Source organism: Litorivivens sp. (assembly GCF_041625495.1).
GTDB lineage: Bacteria > Pseudomonadota > Gammaproteobacteria > Pseudomonadales > Spongiibacteraceae > Litorivivens.
The window spans coordinates 14799-30941 of record NZ_JBFJTH010000028.1; the positions used below are offsets into that span (position 1 = coordinate 14799).

Annotated in this window: 16 protein-coding genes; 4 read left to right on the forward strand and 12 right to left on the reverse strand. The window is 56.0% G+C overall.

The window, feature by feature from the left end; genetic code table 11:
- Window positions 1–36: 36 nt before the first annotated feature.
- A complete protein-coding gene (locus ABYP39_RS05270; RefSeq protein ID WP_372781442.1) occupies window positions 37–1341 on the forward strand; it encodes a sugar MFS transporter in 1305 nt (434 codons plus the stop codon).
- 27 nt (window positions 1342–1368) lie between these two features.
- Complete coding sequence (locus ABYP39_RS05275) at window positions 1369–2376, forward strand: LacI family DNA-binding transcriptional regulator (RefSeq protein WP_372765074.1); 1008 nt, start codon at window positions 1369–1371, stop codon at window positions 2374–2376.
- A gap of 73 nt (window positions 2377–2449) precedes the next feature.
- Here ABYP39_RS05275 and ABYP39_RS05280 read toward each other — a convergent pair whose 3' ends face one another.
- The 5 genes from ABYP39_RS05280 to ABYP39_RS05300 all read right to left on the reverse strand — a co-directional run bounded on the left by ABYP39_RS05280 (window position 2450) and on the right by ABYP39_RS05300 (window position 5816).
- Window positions 2450–3103, reverse strand: a complete 654-nt coding sequence (locus ABYP39_RS05280; protein WP_372749592.1) for a class II aldolase/adducin family protein — start codon at window positions 3101–3103, stop codon at window positions 2450–2452.
- Window position 3104: 1 nt separating this feature from the next.
- Entirely contained in the window at window positions 3105–3998 is an 894-nt protein-coding gene (gene htpX, locus ABYP39_RS05285; RefSeq protein WP_372781444.1) for a protease HtpX, read from the reverse strand.
- Between the two features lie 13 nt (window positions 3999–4011).
- Entirely contained in the window at window positions 4012–4317 is a 306-nt protein-coding gene (locus ABYP39_RS05290; protein WP_372749535.1) for a hypothetical protein, read from the reverse strand.
- 90 nt (window positions 4318–4407) lie between these two features.
- On the reverse strand, window positions 4408–5130 hold the full coding sequence (locus tag ABYP39_RS05295) for a molecular chaperone DnaJ (protein ID WP_372749534.1): 723 nt from the start codon (window positions 5128–5130) through the stop codon (window positions 4408–4410).
- Window positions 5130–5816, reverse strand: coding sequence for a VWA domain-containing protein (locus tag ABYP39_RS05300; protein WP_372781446.1), 687 nt, complete (start codon window positions 5814–5816; stop codon window positions 5130–5132). The genes ABYP39_RS05295 and ABYP39_RS05300 overlap by 1 nt, the downstream gene beginning before the upstream one ends.
- A 69-nt stretch (window positions 5817–5885) precedes the next feature.
- Between ABYP39_RS05300 and ABYP39_RS05305 the strand changes: the two genes are divergently transcribed.
- Complete coding sequence (locus ABYP39_RS05305; protein WP_372781448.1) at window positions 5886–6854, forward strand: type II secretion system F family protein; 969 nt, start codon at window positions 5886–5888, stop codon at window positions 6852–6854.
- On the opposite strand, the gene ABYP39_RS05310 is transcribed toward ABYP39_RS05305, so the two are convergent.
- Window positions 6835–7041, reverse strand: a complete 207-nt coding sequence (locus ABYP39_RS05310; RefSeq protein WP_372749531.1) for a hypothetical protein — start codon at window positions 7039–7041, stop codon at window positions 6835–6837. The two genes, ABYP39_RS05305 and ABYP39_RS05310, sit on opposite strands and share 20 nt — an antisense overlap.
- A gap of 246 nt (window positions 7042–7287) precedes the next feature.
- Here ABYP39_RS05310 and ABYP39_RS05315 point away from each other — a divergent pair, with 246 nt between their 5' ends.
- The gene (locus ABYP39_RS05315; RefSeq protein ID WP_372781462.1) at window positions 7288–8454 is read left to right on the forward strand and encodes a type III PLP-dependent enzyme; all 1167 of its coding nucleotides are present in this window, start codon (window positions 7288–7290) and stop codon (window positions 8452–8454) included.
- Window positions 8455–8524: 70 nt separating this feature from the next.
- On the opposite strand, the gene holA is transcribed toward ABYP39_RS05315, so the two are convergent.
- The 6 genes from holA to ABYP39_RS05345 all read right to left on the reverse strand — a co-directional run.
- A complete protein-coding gene (gene holA / locus ABYP39_RS05320) occupies window positions 8525–9544 on the reverse strand; it encodes a DNA polymerase III subunit delta (RefSeq protein WP_372781450.1) in 1020 nt (339 codons plus the stop codon).
- A complete protein-coding gene (lptE, locus tag ABYP39_RS05325; RefSeq protein WP_372759677.1) occupies window positions 9516–10046 on the reverse strand; it encodes an LPS assembly lipoprotein LptE in 531 nt (176 codons plus the stop codon). The genes holA and lptE overlap by 29 nt, the downstream gene beginning before the upstream one ends.
- Window positions 10046–12493 carry a leucine--tRNA ligase gene (leuS, locus tag ABYP39_RS05330; protein ID WP_372781452.1) on the reverse strand — a complete coding sequence of 816 codons (2448 nt, stop codon included), beginning with the start codon at window positions 12491–12493 and terminating at the stop codon, window positions 10046–10048. Before leuS ends, lptE begins: the two co-directional genes overlap by 1 nt.
- Before the next feature lie 72 nt (window positions 12494–12565).
- Window positions 12566–14095, reverse strand: coding sequence for an apolipoprotein N-acyltransferase (lnt, locus tag ABYP39_RS05335; RefSeq protein WP_372781454.1), 1530 nt, complete (start codon window positions 14093–14095; stop codon window positions 12566–12568).
- 49 nt (window positions 14096–14144) lie between these two features.
- Window positions 14145–15689 (reverse strand): FMN-binding glutamate synthase family protein, encoded by a 1545-nt coding sequence (locus ABYP39_RS05340; protein ID WP_372781456.1) that lies wholly within the window; start codon window positions 15687–15689, stop codon window positions 14145–14147.
- Window positions 15690–15735: 46 nt separating this feature from the next.
- Window positions 15736–16143, reverse strand: a 408-nt coding sequence (locus ABYP39_RS05345) for a transporter associated domain-containing protein (RefSeq protein WP_372781458.1), incomplete at its 5' end; no start/stop codon positions are given.

Here is a 16143-nt window from a genome sequence, read left to right on the forward strand (position 1 = left end):
TTGCAAAAATAACATAACAGTGAGGCAGAACGAGCCATGGTAGAAAATCTGGATAAAAAGCGACTATTTCTCGTGGGCAATCTGTCCATCTTCATGATTGGGCTTGGCTTTGCCGTGCGTGCAAGCATTGCCTCGGATATACAGGGAGATATCTTTAACGAGCTGGATCTGGCGCGATCGGCTGGGCTCGTTGGTGAGGTGTTGGGTGCAACCTTCATAGGGTTTGCGCTAACGCTGCTGTTTGGCAGTGCGCTGGTGGACAAGGTGGGCATGCGCGCCATGCTGCTGTTTTCTGCTGTGGGCTACATTGTTGGTAGCGTGCTGGTTGTCGCAGCGTCTTTCATGCCCGTTTCATCCCTCAGTTATTGGCTGATCTTTGTGGGCTTTCTGCTCACTGGTTTGGGTTGGGGCGCCGTAGAAGCTGCCAGCAATCCGATGATTACGGCGGTTTACCCCGAGGAGAAAACGCATCGTCTGAATATCTTGCATGCTTGGTGGCCTGCCGGAATTGTCGTCGGCGGCATTGCCGGGCTTGGCTTTTCCGCGCTGAATTTGCCTTGGCAAACCAACCTGCTGATGTTGATTGTGCCGGGCGCTGTGCTGGCTTACCTTACTTTTTCAACCGTTTTTCCGGTTACTGAGCGGGTGCAGTCAGGCGTGTCCTACGGCGATATGTTCAAGGAGTTGTTTCGTGCGCCGAGCTATTTCATCTGGTTTTTTGCGATGATGATCACTGCCGCTGCTGAACTGGCGCCGGGTCAATGGGTGGATCTGGCGTTGACCCATGTGGTGGGTATGCAGGGTATTCTGGTGCTGATTTACGTGAGCATGCTGATGTTTGTCATGCGTCATTTTGCTGGTGCCATTGCCAAGCGAATTTCGTCTGTCGGGTTACTGTTTGTAGGGTGTATTTTTGCAGCCACCGGTCTGTACGGTCTGAGCCTTTCTACGTCACCGCTGGCTGCCTTTGCCTCCGCCACACTATGGGGCATCGGCGTCTGTTATTTCTGGCCCACCATGCTGTCGGTAGTGAGCGAGCGATACCCTCGCGGTGGTGCGTTGTTTCTCGGACTGACAGGATTTGCTGGTGGGTTATCTATCCAGTTTGTCCTGCCGCAGATGGGTGCGATTTTTGACGCTGCGAAATTGGAAGCTGCCGGTGGTGTGGAACGTCTTGCCACACTCAGTGGGGAACAGATGGACGCCGTATTGCGCTATGCATCGGTGGAATCTTTTCAGGCGGTCGCCTTGCTACCATTGATCCTTTTGCCGGTATTTGGCGCAATCTGGTTGCGCGATCGGTCCCGTGGTGTAGCATCTACTGCCATTGAATCGCAGTAAGCCGTTGCGCTCGTAACGAGGATTTTCATGGTTACCATCAAAGACGTTGCGAAATTGGCCGGCGTATCTATCGCAACGGTGTCGCGCACATTGGCTGAGCCACATAAGGTGTCGGAGAAAACCCGCGACAAGGTGATGGAGGCCGTTGCCTCCAGTGGTTATGTCACCAATACCCTGGCGCGAAATTTTCGTCGCCGCCGCAGTAACACCGTGGTGGTGTTGGTGCCAGATATTGCCAATCCCTTTTTTGCCAATATTATTCAGGGCATTGAGCGGGTTGCGAGCCGGAGTCAGTACCGGATTCTGTTGGGCGATACCCAGGGCAACGAGAGTAGCGAGCACGCCTACGCTGAACTGGTGTCGCAGCGGCAGGCCGACGGTGTGATCTGCTTGGGGCGCAATATTCCCTTTCCCTATCGCAAGGGGCGAAAAACCCTCGACCCCGACTGGCCGCCATTTGCCATGGCTTGTGAGTATCACGGCGAAATTCCTGTGCCGACGGTCTGTATTGACAATGTCGCTGCGGCTGCAGAAGCAATTAATCATCTCATCGAGCTTGGGCACCGCGACATTGCGTTTATCAATGGTCCGGCGGATTCCCCTTTGTGTGACGACCGCATGCTGGGATTCCGACAGGCGATGCAGGCGGCGCAGCTTCCGGTCAACAGTCGCTGGCTGAAAAGCGGAGATTTTACCTTGGCGTCGGGTTATCGCTGCATGGAGGAACTCTTGACGCTGTCACGTCGTCCTACCGCGCTGTTTTGTGCTAACGACGAAATGGCGATTGGAGCCATGCAGGCGTGTCGGGATGCCGAACTAAGTTTGCCTGAGGACATGTCTGTAGTCGGGTTTGATGATATTGCCTTTGCGGCGTATTCCCACCCCCGGCTGACCACTGTAAATCAGCCGCGCAACCGGATTGGCGAACAGGTGATGAAGATGATGCTGGCGATGCTGGCGGGTGAGAACCCCACTGAGTCTAGGCTGGTGTTGCCACATGAATTAGTTGTTAGGGAGTCGACGTGCGCGGTGTAACACCGGCCACTAGACTACCGTCCCGTCACCCCCTCAGGAGTCTTGACATAATCCCGTGTGCGCATCGCGTGGCTCAGTCTTGCTGGCCGTAGCTTCCGAACTTTTCCAGTACTTCCCGCATTTCCCTGTCAGTCAGTAGCTGTGGTTCGCCGATAGCAAGACATTGGTAGTAGCCTGCCGCAAGGTCTTCCACCTGAATCGCCAGATCCAGCGCCGCATGGGGCGTGGCGGCATACGCGATCTGACCGTGGTTGGCCATCAGGCAGGCGCTGCGGTTGCGCAGCGCTTCTACAACCAGTGTCGCCAGTGTGTCGGTACCAAAGGTGGCGTAGTCGGCGCATTCTATGGAGTCGCCGCCAGCAACGGCAACCATATAGTGATAGGCGGGAATGCCTTTGCGCAGGGCGGCAAGGGTGGTCGCAAAACGTGAGTGACAGTGCACGATGGCGCCGGCATCTGGGTAGTGGCGATAGATGGCGTTATGCATATGCCACTCGCTCGAGGGCTTCAACTGACCTGCAGGCGTGTTGCCACTATCATCGACAAAAACCAGATCGTCTGAGGTGGCGTTAGCGCAGGCTTGGCCCGTGGGGGAAATCAACATGCCACCAGCGACGCGAACAGAGGCATTGCCGGTACTGCCCGGGCTAAGCCGGGCAGTACCGAGATCGTGCAAGGCGTGACACAGGGCTACTCGCTCGGCGTTGAAGTCCTGTATCGGCTCCATATTACTGGGCGCCGTAGCGCAGGGCCTCAATGCGTTTTTCCAGCGGTGGGTGGCTGCTGAAAAGCTCAGCCAGCGATTGACCCTTGGCCTTGCGGATACCAAAGGCGGTCAGTTCGCCAGGCATATCACCGGGGTCAACGCCCTGTTCGGCTTGCAAGCGCTGCAGGGCGGCAATCATTGATTGCCGATCGGCCAGTGTGGCGCCTGCGTGATCCGCGCGAAACTCGCGCCAGCGCGAGAACCACATCACGATGGCGGAGGCCAGTATGGCCAGCAACATCTCGGTGATCATCACGACAATATAATAGCCAAAGCTGTAGCCGCGCTCGGTTTTAAATACGACCCGGTCGATGGTGTGGCCGATGACGCGAGCAAAGAACATCACGAAGGTATTCACGACACCCTGAATGAGCGTAAGGGTCACCATATCGCCGTTGGTTACGTGGCCAATCTCGTGGGCGAGCACCGCTTTTACTTCCTCGGGACGGAAGCGTTGCAGGAGCCCGGCAGACACTGCGACCAGTGCATCGTTGCGGTTCCAGCCAGTGGCAAAGGCGTTGGAGCTGTGGGAGGGAAAGATGCCCACTTCCGGCATTTTAATGCCGGCTTTGTCTGACAGCTCTTGAACCGTTTGTATCAGCCAGCGCTCTTCGCGGTTGCGCGGCTCTGTGATGATCTGGGTGCCGGTGCTGCGTTTAGCCATCCATTTGGACAGGAAAAGCGAAATGAGTGAGCCTGACATGCCAAAGATGCCGCAGAACACCAGTAAGGCGGTCATGTTGAGATCCACCCCGTTGGCTTGCAGGTAGCCGGAGAACCCCAGAAGGTTCATAACCGTGCTTGCAACAATCAGGATGGCAAAGTTGGTGACGAGAAAGAGGGCGATTCTGAGCATCGACGTGATTCCGTTAGCCTTGTTCGGCTGATATATGGGGGCGATCAGTGGTGGTTTCAAGCGGCGCCTGGTCGTCCTCCACCATTGGCAGCGGGATGTCTGACGCTTCAACCTGTGGATTACCGAAGTCGTCCACCTCGCATTCGAGATAGTGGGCGCGCAATTCCATGTCCTTGGAGCTGAGTTCAAATACCATATTAATAGCATCGACCTTGTCGGCGCAGCGAAATACGACGCGCCGGTCCCTGCCGTCTGTCCATTCCTTTTGCTTGTTCAGATAGTGGCCGTGCTGGTTTTGAATCACAAAGGTTTTAGGCATAGCGGTTAGGTTGAGTCCTCATGGTTACAGGTTAACGTAGAGAGATGTCAATTCGCGTATTGTCTCTGAAAATAGCGCTGCAGGTAAGTATTACTCATCCAGCAGGATATCTTTGGCTAGGTTGATCTGTGACGCCAGATAGTCGTTGCCGCCGCGATCCGGGTGCAGTTTCTGCATCAGGCTGCGATGGGCTTTGATAATGGCATCGCGATCGGCGTCCTCGGTCAAACCGAGGACCGCCAGTGCCTGCGCGCGTGTCATGCTGCTGCCGGCATTTGATTGATTGGACTGGGATTGGTTCCAGTTGTCGCCAAATCGGTATTTGAAATAAGCATTGAGCAGATTAATGCTGTCTTGGTCGTTCTCGCAGCTCAGGTAAAGTTGTTGCAGCTCTTCCTGCGATAAGGCATCCAGTGTTTTGCCGGCAAAGTTGCCCTGCTTAACGGTGCCGCTGAGGCGGTTGCTGTCGTGATCCATACGCATCTGCAGCCAGTCAGTTTCTACTTCTGAGGTGTTGCCGCCACTGGCACCTTGCCCTGCAGCGCTGGCTTTGCGTTGATGTTGTATGAAAGGAATCATCCGAATCAGTAGAGGAAAGGCCTGGCGTACGAAGGGCAGCAGCGCGCCGATGAGCGCGCCAATCCAGTGGACCCGGCCGGTTAGAGCCAGTAGCACCAGCGCGCCGGCCAGTACGGTTACGGTCAGGGTGAAATAGTATTTGCGGCGATCGGCGGGCGGCTTGCTGTTGGTTCGGCGCACCACGGTAATAATCGCAAACAGTACCGCACCGGCCAATAATAATCGCAATAACACTACAGCTGCTCCAGTAAATGTCTGGCGGCATTATCCTGTAATTTGCGCAGGGCATCCACGCCGCCGCTGGCATAGCTTGCGACAGCGCGTAGCAAATCCCGCAATTGGGCGGCGCTGGCCGCATCAAAGCGCGCATAAGCGCCACCGCTGAGCTTGGCCAGGCGTTTGAAAACGCGGGTGACATCGCCGTCACTGCCTTCCTGAAAAAGAAACAGGGGTAGCTGACGCAGGCCGCACTCGCCGGCGAGACCGCACAGAGCGTCGACGGACTCTTCCACGGCGTCGCCGATAAAAATCACCGCCTTGAGCTTTTCCTGCTGGTGTTCAGCGAGGCAGTGACGCAAGAGGGTATGAATCTGGGTATAGCCTGCAGCGCAGCGTACGCTGACCATTTCGTCGTGTAACTGGCCGGGGGAACGGCCCCAGGGGCTGGCATGGAATTGTCCGAGCCCTCGGTAGTAACACAGTTGAATGCTCAGGCCACCCAGCGTTTTGCTGGCGTCGAACATTTCGCCGTGCAGGGCCCGTGCCTGATCCCAGGTGGGCTGGCGGCTGGCGGTGGCATCGAGTGCAAACACTAGTCTGCAGCCGCTAACATCGCGTTTTGCGGGCAGTTTCTCGGCTTTATCGAGAAATGACGCAATGGCTTGGCTGGATGAGCGTTTTTCGGGGAAACTCTCGGTCACCGCATTCTCCTGTACCCTGCAAGCTGTGCTAAAGTCCGCTTAATTATACAGATAACACGAAAACTCCCTATGGAATCCACTCCTTCTTCGGTTATGGGCTGGCAGGATATTTCCTCAGCACACCGAGAACGCCTCTTCAAAACGCTCAGTGAGCAGCAAACTGGCGACAGCGACTGGGATCAGGTTTTTGCGCTGATGCGCCAGGGCCAGCGGGCTGCGGAGCAGGCGGATCTGGGCGATTTGGCAGATCAGTTCGCCGCCGGCCAGCATCTTGTGATCGATGAGCTCAAGAAAGGTGGCCGTTTTTACGAATGGGAGCTGCAGTTCATGCAGTTGGGCATGGCTACCGGTGCCTTGTCCCTGGTGTACGATCGAATAGCGGCTCACTACCGCCTGCTGGGCGCCTTTCTTGATGAGATGCGCCGTAACCTACTGGCACCGGTCGTGATCATGCTCGCGCTTATTGTGGGTATGCCAGCAACCAGTTTTGCACTGGGAGAGATCAGCCTCTATGCAGCACTGGGGAATTTTCTGTTGGCATTGCTGCCGGGGATTGTGCTGGTTTGTGTCGTGCCGCTGTCGCTGATGGCCTATCGCTCAGGTTGGGTGCCGGACGGGCTCAAGGGGCTGGTGTTTCGATTGCCGGGGATTGGTCGTTTACTGGCGCGCTACCAGACCTTTCATTTTCTGAGCCACCTCAATTTGTGTATAGCGGCTGGCTTTACCTTGCCTCAGGCTTTGAAGCACGCCGCGCGCCGGATGCCAGGAACCCCGATGAAAGCGCGTTTTCTGGGAGTGCATCACGCGGTGGAAGGTGGCGACAAATTGTCGGCTGCCCTGCAGAACAGCAAGATCCTGGACGGTGTTGCGGTGCCGGGGCTAGCCAGTACGGCGACTGCACTGGATGCCCAGATTGCACTGACTAAAGCGGTGTACGAGGACTGTGTTGCGCAGGCGGAATTCTGGTCGGGCGCGCTGCCTTGGCTGCTATTGGCACTGGCGCCTTACGTCGTGCTGATTAATGCCGTGTCGTTGTAGAAGGCGCCAGAACCCTTTTCTTGCCACTCAGTTCGGCCATTTGATCCAGGTAATGCTTGCGCGCCAGCAATTCCGTCTCAATCTTGCGCCGTTCCCGAGCGCTTTCCCACTCATCGTTCTTTAATAGATCCAATAGCTTGCGGCTGCACAGCGCCTTTACATTCAAATCTTTTTCCTGGGTTTTCATAAGTCTCTACCTTGTTCTTGTCTGCCTTTGTAGTGACGTGTATTTTGCGTGCTTTAAATGACACCCAAATGACAGGGTGAGTTCCCATGTCGTCCGTGGTAAAACTGCCGCTCCCAAGCGTGAAATATTGCCTTGCGCGGGCATGAATATTTTATTTGCGTGTGTCGAAATATGCTGTACGATTCGCGCCCTTTTCCGGTACCCCTGATTGGCAGTGGCACCACCAACCTGGCTAAAGCGGGGTTTATGCAAATGGAGCAAACGGTTCTTCCTGAAAGCAACTGGCAGCGAATTCGCGATTTTGCCGCAGACAAGCAAACACCTTGTCTGGTGGTGGATCGCGATATAATTCGTGGAAAGTTCCAGGAATTGCGGGAGGTGTTCCCTTACGCGTCTGTTTATTACGCAATGAAGGCGAACCCGGACCAGGCTGTTCTCCGTTGCCTGGAAGAGATGGGCTCCAATTTTGATATTGCCTCTGTCTATGAGCTGGACAAGCTGCTGGATCTGGATGTCAGTCCGGATCGCATGAGTTACGGAAACACGATCAAGAAGGCCCGCGAGATTGAATATGCCTATAACAAGGGTATTCGTATGTTCGCTACCGACAGCGAGTCGGATCTGCGCAACATTGCCAAATACGCGCCGGGCAGCAAGTTGTATGTGCGTATTCTGACTGAAGGGACCGAAACGGCCGACTGGCCTCTGTCGCGCAAGTTCGGCTGTCAGGCGGATATGGCTATTGAGCTGATTGTGCTGGCGAAGGAGCTGGGTCTGGATGCTTGTGGTATTTCTTTCCACGTGGGTTCCCAGCAGCGTGACATCGGTGCTTGGGATGCGGCCATTGCCAAAGTGCGCTTCATCTACGACCGCGTGGCTGAACACGGTATCAAACTGCGCCTGATCAATATGGGCGGCGGTCTGCCAGCGGTCTACAGTAACCGCAGTCACGATATCGAAGCTTACGGTACTGCGATTCGCCGTTTTCTGGATGAAGACTTCGGCGATGACCAGCCGGAGATCATCATCGAGCCCGGCCGCTCTCTGGTGGGTGAGAGCGGTGTGCTGATCAGTGAAGTGGTACTGGTTTCGCGCAAATCTCGCGATTCGCTTTACCGCTGGGTGTTTTTGGATGTAGGTCTGTTTGGCGGCTTGATCGAGTCTCTGGGCGAGTCCATCAAATATCCGGTGTACTGTGATAAAGCGGGTGTGTGTGGTGAAGAAGAGGAAGTCGTGCTGGCCGGGCCAACCTGCGACAGTATGGATATTCTCTATGAAGACCATCGCTATGCACTGCCGCAATCCCTCGAGGCAGGCGACCGGCTATACTGGTTGTCGACGGGTGCGTACACCACGAGCTACAGTTCAGTAGAATTCAACGGTTTCCCGCCGCTGAAAACCTACGTTATCTGATAACTATTGCGCCGGTGCGGTCGGCCTTTGTCCGATGTTGTCCTATCGGGAGAGGTCGGCTTTTGCCCCTTTAGCCATTCACTGCCAGCTTCTGTCCTGATAGTCGGCAGACGAGTTGGTCAATCAGCTCCCAAGGTTGCCCTGGCTGCTGGCCTTTAAAGGTCAAGTCTATTTTCTGGGCTAGTAGTAGCAGGCTAGCCAGTTCCCGTTCTTTGATTTTTGTCAGCGTCTGCTTGTACAGCGGTTTGCGTTTGTCCCAGACTCCGGCGCTATCCAACACCCGATCGATACCGGCGCCTTGGGCCAGCATTTGTGAGCAGCGGTGGAGCGTGCGCAATTCCCGGGTGATAGCGCCCATCATTGGAATGCCTTCGGCGCCTTCGGTGCGCAGTCCTGCCAACATTTTCAGGGCGGTGGTGGTTTGCCCCTGCAAAACACAGTCAATCAGTTTAAAGACATCGTAACGCGCACTGCTGGCCACCAACGCGTTTACCTCGTCGCCGCTGACTGCTTTGTCGCCCACGAGTATGCGCAGTTTTTCCAGCTCTTGGGCGGCGGCCAGCAGGTTTCCTTCGACCCGTTCAGCGAGCAGCGCAATGCCGGTGCGATCGATATTCAGACCAATCTGCTGGGCCCGTTGCTGTAACCATCGTGGCAGTTGGCTGCGGTCAATAGGCCAGATCTGAATCAGGGCGCCTTTGCTTTCAATGGCCTTCACCCACTTGCCGCGCAAGGCATTGCGATCGAGTTTGCCGGCAGAAATCATAAGCAGGGTATCGTCGCCAGCGGATTCGCAGAAGTCGACAACAGCCTGAGAGCCGTCTTTACCCAACTTCCCATTGAGTCGGAGGTCTAGGATTTTGCGATCACCAAACAGTGACATGGACTGACTTGCAGCGGTCAGGTGGCCCCAATTAAAACCGCTGTCGGCATCGAGTACTTCGCGCTCGATAAAACCTTGATCGCGTGCGGCGGCGCGTATTGCGTCTGCAGTTTCCTGTGCAAGCAGCGGTTCATCGCCGGTAATCAGGTACACCGGTAACAGCGGGGAGCTGAGGTGTTTAGAAAGTTGATCCGCTCTCAATTTCATGATGTTGCCTGTCCAGCCAGCGGGTGAGTTGCAGTGCGATCTGTCGGGCTGCCGCTTCCTCGAGCTCGCTAACCACAAGTTGTGACTCGGTGCCTGAGCCTACCGGGTTTTCCGGGTCGGTGAACAGTACGCGTTGTTCGCGGACGAGCTGGGATTGCAGAATATTGCCGTCGCTGTCGAGCAGCGAAAGCTCGGCGGTAATAATGAGCAGCCGCTCGGCCGTACGCACATCGCTGTCGAGGGTGAGTACCGTATCACTGCGCTCGACCTTGTCAACCACGAAGCGGTATTGAGCTTGCGCCGAGGCTTCGGCGGCCACCACATTGTGAATGGCCAGTTGTTGCTTGATGCGCCGTCGCAGCAGATTATCACTGTGGTTCTGCTGGATTAGAACCTGGTCGTGGTAGGCGCCCGCAGTCTGCTGCGTGCTGCGCAACTGAAAACCGCAACCGGCGATAATGAGAGCGATTGCAGTGATGAGCAGTGCGCGCAGGCTGCCCATTAGCCCACCACAATATTGACAAGTTTCTGAGGCACAACGATTTCCTTGCGGATTGTCTTGCCGTCGATAAAGCGCAGTACATTTTCGTTGCTACGGGCGATGTCTTTAATACTTTCTGCGTCGGCATCGGCGGCAACTTGAATTTTGCCGCGCACTTTGCCGTTGACCTGCACCACCATTTCAATCGAACTTTTGACCAGCGCGCTTTCGTCGACCTGAGGCCAGGGCGCGTCGATAACCGCCTCGCTGTGGCCTAAGTCTTGCCACAGGGCGTGGCAGATATGAGGCACGATAGGGGACAGCAGAACGACACAGGCTTCGAGGGCCTCGCGGGTCACAGCCGGATTTCCTTCAAACTTACCGATCTCGTTGAGCAGTTCCATTACCGCAGCGATTGCCGTGTTAAACGTGAGGCGCTCACTATAATCGTGGCTCACCTTGGCGATGGTTTCGTGTGTTTTGCGGCGCAGGTCGCGATCTGCATCATTCAGCAATTCGATGTTAAGTGCGGCTGTATCGCCACTCTCTACGTGTGCGTGAACCGCCTTCCACAGTCGACGCAAAAATCGGTTCGCGCCCTCCACGGCAGAATCAGACCACTCCAGGCTTTGCTCGGGTGGTGCCGCAAACATCATAAACAGGCGCACAGTGTCCGCACCGTACTGTTCAATCATAGCTTGCGGGTCAACGGTGTTGCCCTTGGATTTTGACATCTTGGCGCCATCTTTAAGCACCATGCCCTGACACAGCAGTTGTTTGAACGGCTCGTTGCTACTGAGCAGGCCTTCGTCGCGCATCAGTTTGTGGAAGAATCGCGCGTATAACAGGTGGAGTATGGCGTGCTCGATACCTCCTACGTACTGATCAACAGGCAACCAGTAATTAGCCTGCTCAGGGTCGAGCATGCCGTCGGTGAAGTCGGGGCAGGTGAAGCGGGCGTAGTACCAGGACGACTCCATAAAGGTGTCAAAGGTATCGGTTTCTCGTTCGACCGCTTTGCCGTTCAGCTCTTCCTTGCGCCACTGCGGATCGGCTTTAATGGGTGACTGAACCCCATCCATCTCTACATCTTCCGGCAATAGCACAGGCAGTTTGTCTGCCGGTACCGGAATCTCGCCGCCTTCGGGCAGGTTGAACATGGGGATTGGAGCGCCCCAATAGCGCTGCCGTGATACGCCCCAGTCGCGCAGGCGATAGTTGGTGGTTACCTTGCCGGCACCTTTGCCTTCCAATACGCCGGAGATCGCGTTAAAGGCGCCGTTGAAGTCGAGGTCGTCGAATTCGCCGGAATTCACCAGAACGCCTTTGTCTACGTAGGCTTCTTTGTCGAGATCGACAGAACCACCGTCAGCTGGTGCTATAACCTGTTTAATGGGCAGATTGTATTTGTGGGCAAATTCCCAGTCGCGCTGATCGTGGGCGGGTACGGCCATAACTGCGCCTGAACCGTAGTCCATCAGCACATAGTTTGCTACCCATACTGGCACGGGTTTGCCGGTCAGCGGGTGAATGGCATTGATGCCGGTGGCCAGCCCCCGCTTTTCCATTTTGGCCATGTCGGCCTCGGCGACGGAGCTGGTTTTGCAGGTTTTGATAAAGTCTGCAAGTTCCGGATTGTCGTTGGCCAGGGCAAGGCTTATGGGGTGTTCAGCGGCCAAACTCAGATAGGTGACCCCCATCAGCGTGTCGGGCCGGGTGGTGTAAACGTCAAAGCCATCAATGCCTGCAACCGCACTCTCTAAGGTGAAGTGCATCTCCACACCCTGCGAACGGCCAATCCAGTTGCGTTGCATGGTTTTGACCTGTTCTGGCCAGCCGTCCAGGCTGTCAAGGTCGTCCAGTAGCTGGTCGGCGTATTCGGTGATGCGAATAAACCACTGGGGGATTTCCTTGCGCTCTACGGCGGTATCGCAGCGCCAGCAGCAACCGTCGATGACCTGTTCGTTGGCCAGAACCGTTTCATCCACCGGACACCAGTTAACCGCTGACGTCTTCTTGTAGACTAGGCCCTTTTCGTAAAGGCGGGTGAAGAACCACTGTTCCCAGCGGTAATATTCCGGGGTGCAGGTCGCCAACTCCCGATTCCAGTCGTAGGCAAAACCCAGCGCCTGTAGCTGTTCACGCATGTAGCGAATGTTTTCATGGGTCCACTTGGCTGGCGCTGTCTTGTTTTTGACGGCAGCGTTTTCGGCAGGCAATCCGAATGCGTCCCAACCCATGGGCTGTAGCACGTTCTTGCCCAGCATACGCTGGTAACGAGAGATCACATCGCCAATGGTGTAATTGCGCACGTGGCCCATATGCAGCTTTCCGCTGGGATAGGGGAACATGCTCAGGCAGTAGTATTTTTCGCGGCTTGGATCGCTCTGAACGGCAAAGCTCTGTTGGTCTTGCCAGTACTGCTGTACGGCTTTTTCGATCTGGTCGGCGTTGTAGTGTGTATTCATTGAATTTCGGTCAAGGGCTCTGGCGGCGTGGACGCTAAGGGCGCGCATTTTACCAGCTATGCACCCCGAGTGCTAAAGCCCGCGCGATTTGCTGGCGGATTTATTGTTGTTGGCTTTGTTGGCGGCGGGCTTGCGGGTAAACGCGGCCAATGCTGCCAAGCCAAAACACAGCAGCCACGTGGGCCAGGAGCCAGCAACCAGGAAGGGCGTATTACCGCTGCGTCCGCGTACGGTGGTGCTTAGTACGCCAGCCTCAAAGGCAGGAATTCTGGCGCTTACCTTACCATGGGCGTCGACGACCGCCGTGGTACCGGTGCCGGTGGCGCGTATCAGTTCGCGACCAGTTTCCAGGGCGCGCATCCGCGCCATCTGGAAGTGCTGCTTGGGTCCGATAGAGCGGCCAAACCAGGCATCATTGGATACAGTGAGTAGTAACTCGGCACCATTCATCTGCTTAACCAGAAAATCCGGGTATACCACTTCGTAGCAGATATAGGGTGCCACGCTGTGGTCTTTGATCTGCAGTGGTTTTTGCTGGGGCGGGCCTTCGGTAAAGCTCGACATTGGCAGATTGAAAAATCGGATCAGCCCGCGCAGCCAGCTCTCGAGCGGCACGTATTCACCAAAGGGGACTAGCCGTTGTTTGGCGTATACACCGGTGCCTCCGGTTAGTACTACCAGCGCGTTGTAAACGCCCTCGGGCGTGCGCAGCGGAATACCGGTGACCAAGGCAGTGTTGGATTGCTCGGCCATTTGGGCCACGAGGTCGAGATAATCTTTGGCGACGTGATAGTAGTTGGGTATCGCGGCCTCTGGCCAGATAACCACGTCGTGTTGGCCTAGCAGTGGTTGCGTCATTTGGTCGTAGAGCTTGAGTGTTGGCTTGTAGCTCTCAGGTAGCCATTTTTTGTCTTGGGTAATATTGGCCTGTACCGCTGCAATTTTAAGTTCGCGCCCGTTGGTTTGGGTCCACTCGACGGATTGTAGGGAGTAGCCCAATACCCAGAGCCCCGCGGCGCCAACTATCAGTACATAGCGGCGGTTCAATAGGGCCTGGCTCAGGCAGGCACCGGACAGGTACACCATCAAGCTTAATAGAAAAACGCCGCCAACCGGCGCCCAGCCTGCCAGTGGTGTGTCGATGTAGGCATAACCCAGATAGAGCCAAGGGAAGCCGGTAAGTAACCACACGCGAACCCATTCCGACAGCAACCACACGGCGGCAAAGCCAAGCATCCGTCCACCCATGCCATCGCGCAGCCAGCGGCAATATACCCAGGCGGCAAGGGCGGGAACCGCGCCGAGAAACAGGCAAAACAGCGCAGTGAAAATGCCTGCCAGCGGCGCGGAGGTGAACCCGTAATCGTGAATGGAGATATACACCCACGACACGCCGCTCCCGAACAGGCCGACGCCATAGGCCCAGCCCAAAGCAAGCGCGCGGCGGGGTGTGGATTTTTCGAGTGCGAGGTTGAGCACTGCCACGGCCACGATACTCAGCGGCCACATGCCAAAGGGGGCGAACGAGAGCGTGACGGCAATGCCGCACAGAATCATTGCGACCAATGCGAGGGCAGTATGTGGTGTATTTTTGTGGTTCATTCGGTGCGCTTCACAGATTTGAGCTTATAGTAATTCAAGAACTGCATTGTCATCGATCAGAATCGCCATTTTGTGGCGACAAAAACAGGTGCGCATTAGGTTGGCGCTCAGGGTAGAGGATATTGAGTGGCTCGGGGATGCCGCGGTCATTGATGATGTGAGCGTGTCGGCGCTGTAATTCCCGGGCTTCACGCGCGCCGCAGGAGTGCGCAATAACTCCGACCTCTTGCATCAGATTGCTGGCGTAGTTGGCAACACGTATGGCTTTGTCCGCCGGCACCAGCCCTTGTTGCAGATCGGGGTTGTGTGTAGTGACGCCGGTTGGGCAGGTGTTTTTGTTGCACTGCAGGGCCTGTATGCAGCCCAGTGCAAACATGAAACCGCGTGCGGAGACGATAAAGTCGGCGCCGACACACAGTGCCCAGGCGACGTCGGCGGGATTGATCAGCTTGCCGGAGGCTATCACCCGAATCCGCTGGCGCAATTGCCACTCGCTCAGTTTGTCCACTACCAGCGGCAGGCTGCGTCGGATCGATAGACCAACGTAGTCCATCAGGCTCTGTGGTGCGGCGCCGGTACCGCCGTCGCCGCTGTCAATGGTGATGAAATCCGGAGCGCAGTCCAGTCCACGCTCGGTAATACGCTGGCACAGTTCGTCGAGCCACTCCATGTCGCCCATGACGGCCTTAAAGCCGGTGGGCTTTCCGGTAATATCGCGCACGCGAACAATCAGGTCGAGCAGCTCGTCGACATTTCGCGCTTCGATATGGCCGTTGGGGCTGATGGAATCTTGCCCTTCAGGGATGCCGCGAATGTTGGCGATTTCTGCGGTTACCTTGGCGCGCGGGAGAATGCCGCCTTTACCGGGTTTGGCCCCCTGGCTGAGCTTTATTTCAAACATGCGCACCGATTCATGGGCGGCTATCTGGCGCAGTTTTTCGTCGCTGAACAGGCCGTTGGCATCGCGTACGCCGTATTTAGCAGTGCCGATCTGGAAGACTAGGTCACAGCCGCCGCTGAGATGGTAGGGCGACAAGCCGCCCTCGCCGGTGTTGAGCCAGATTCCGGCCTGGGCGGCGCCATTCGACAGCGCGGTGACTGCGGGTACGGAAATGGCACCAAAGCTCATGCCGGAAATGTGGAAAAACTTGTCGGTGGTGTAAGGCTTGGGACAGTAGCCTTCGCCGACGGTAATGGCCGAGGCCGGCACAAAATCTTCGCGCAGGGTGGGGAAGGCGGCGTTGAGAAAAATGACGTCGTTGGCCTGATTCATCGGGTGGGTGGAGCCGAAAGCCACGGTGGTGTCGATATTTTTGGCGGCCCGGTACACCCATGCTCGCTGAGCGCGGTTGAATGGCAGTTCTTCCCGATCCATAGCAAAAAAATACTGCCGGAAGAATTCGCCCATGTGCTCAAACAGATAACGGAAACGACCGATCACGGGGTAATTGCGGCGAATGGCGTGCTGGGTCTGGCGCACGTCAACGATATAGAGATAGGCGATCAGTAGCAGACCGAACAGGAGCAGTATCAGAAAGACGACGACACTGAGTTCGATGAACTGTTGGGCAAAGCGGTGCAGGGAATCGTTCATAGGCTCCGACACATGATTGTCGTGTCAGAGCCTAGCATTAGTGAGACTACTGAACCAGCTCCTGCTGATCTACGTCGGCTTCTTCCAACAGGCGCATGCGCAGCAGGTGTATCTGCCGGTTGTCGGCATTGATTACCTTGAACTCGCAGCGGTCGATGGTAGTCACTTCATTGCGGCTGGGTAGGTGGCCCAGTTGCTGCAAAATGATACCGCCGATGGTGTCGAATTCTTCATCGCTGAACTCGGTTTTGAAGGTGTCGTTGAAATCGTCGATTGGGGTCAGCGCCTTGACGATAAAGTCGTTATCGGCAATCTTGCGGATAAAGGCGTCGTGATCTTCGTCGTATTCATCTTCAATTTCACCCACTATCTGTTCCAGCACATCCTCAATGGTGACCAGGCCGGCAACACCGCCGTACTCATCGATCACCACCGCCATATGGTTGCGCTTCTC

Coding starts and splice junctions, on each gene's coding strand:
- ABYP39_RS05280 (WP_372749592.1), bottom strand. CDS start 3,103: ATGGAGCCGATACAGGACTTCAACGCCGAGCGAGTAGCCCTGTGTCAC.
- holA (WP_372781450.1), bottom strand. CDS start 9,544: ATGAAATTGAGAGCGGATCAACTTTCTAAACACCTCAGCTCCCCGCTG.
- ABYP39_RS05275 (WP_372765074.1), top strand. CDS start 1,369: ATGGTTACCATCAAAGACGTTGCGAAATTGGCCGGCGTATCTATCGCA.
- ABYP39_RS05290 (WP_372749535.1), bottom strand. CDS start 4,317: ATGCCTAAAACCTTTGTGATTCAAAACCAGCACGGCCACTATCTGAAC.
- ABYP39_RS05340 (WP_372781456.1), bottom strand. CDS start 15,689: ATGAACGATTCCCTGCACCGCTTTGCCCAACAGTTCATCGAACTCAGT.
- lnt (WP_372781454.1), bottom strand. CDS start 14,095: ATGAACCACAAAAATACACCACATACTGCCCTCGCATTGGTCGCAATG.
- ABYP39_RS05315 (WP_372781462.1), top strand. CDS start 7,288: ATGCAAATGGAGCAAACGGTTCTTCCTGAAAGCAACTGGCAGCGAATT.
- htpX (WP_372781444.1), bottom strand. CDS start 3,998: ATGCTCAGAATCGCCCTCTTTCTCGTCACCAACTTTGCCATCCTGATT.
- ABYP39_RS05270 (WP_372781442.1), top strand. CDS start 37: ATGGTAGAAAATCTGGATAAAAAGCGACTATTTCTCGTGGGCAATCTG.
- ABYP39_RS05305 (WP_372781448.1), top strand. CDS start 5,886: ATGGAATCCACTCCTTCTTCGGTTATGGGCTGGCAGGATATTTCCTCA.
- lptE (WP_372759677.1), bottom strand. CDS start 10,046: ATGGGCAGCCTGCGCGCACTGCTCATCACTGCAATCGCTCTCATTATC.
- leuS (WP_372781452.1), bottom strand. CDS start 12,493: ATGAATACACACTACAACGCCGACCAGATCGAAAAAGCCGTACAGCAG.
- ABYP39_RS05310 (WP_372749531.1), bottom strand. CDS start 7,041: ATGAAAACCCAGGAAAAAGATTTGAATGTAAAGGCGCTGTGCAGCCGC.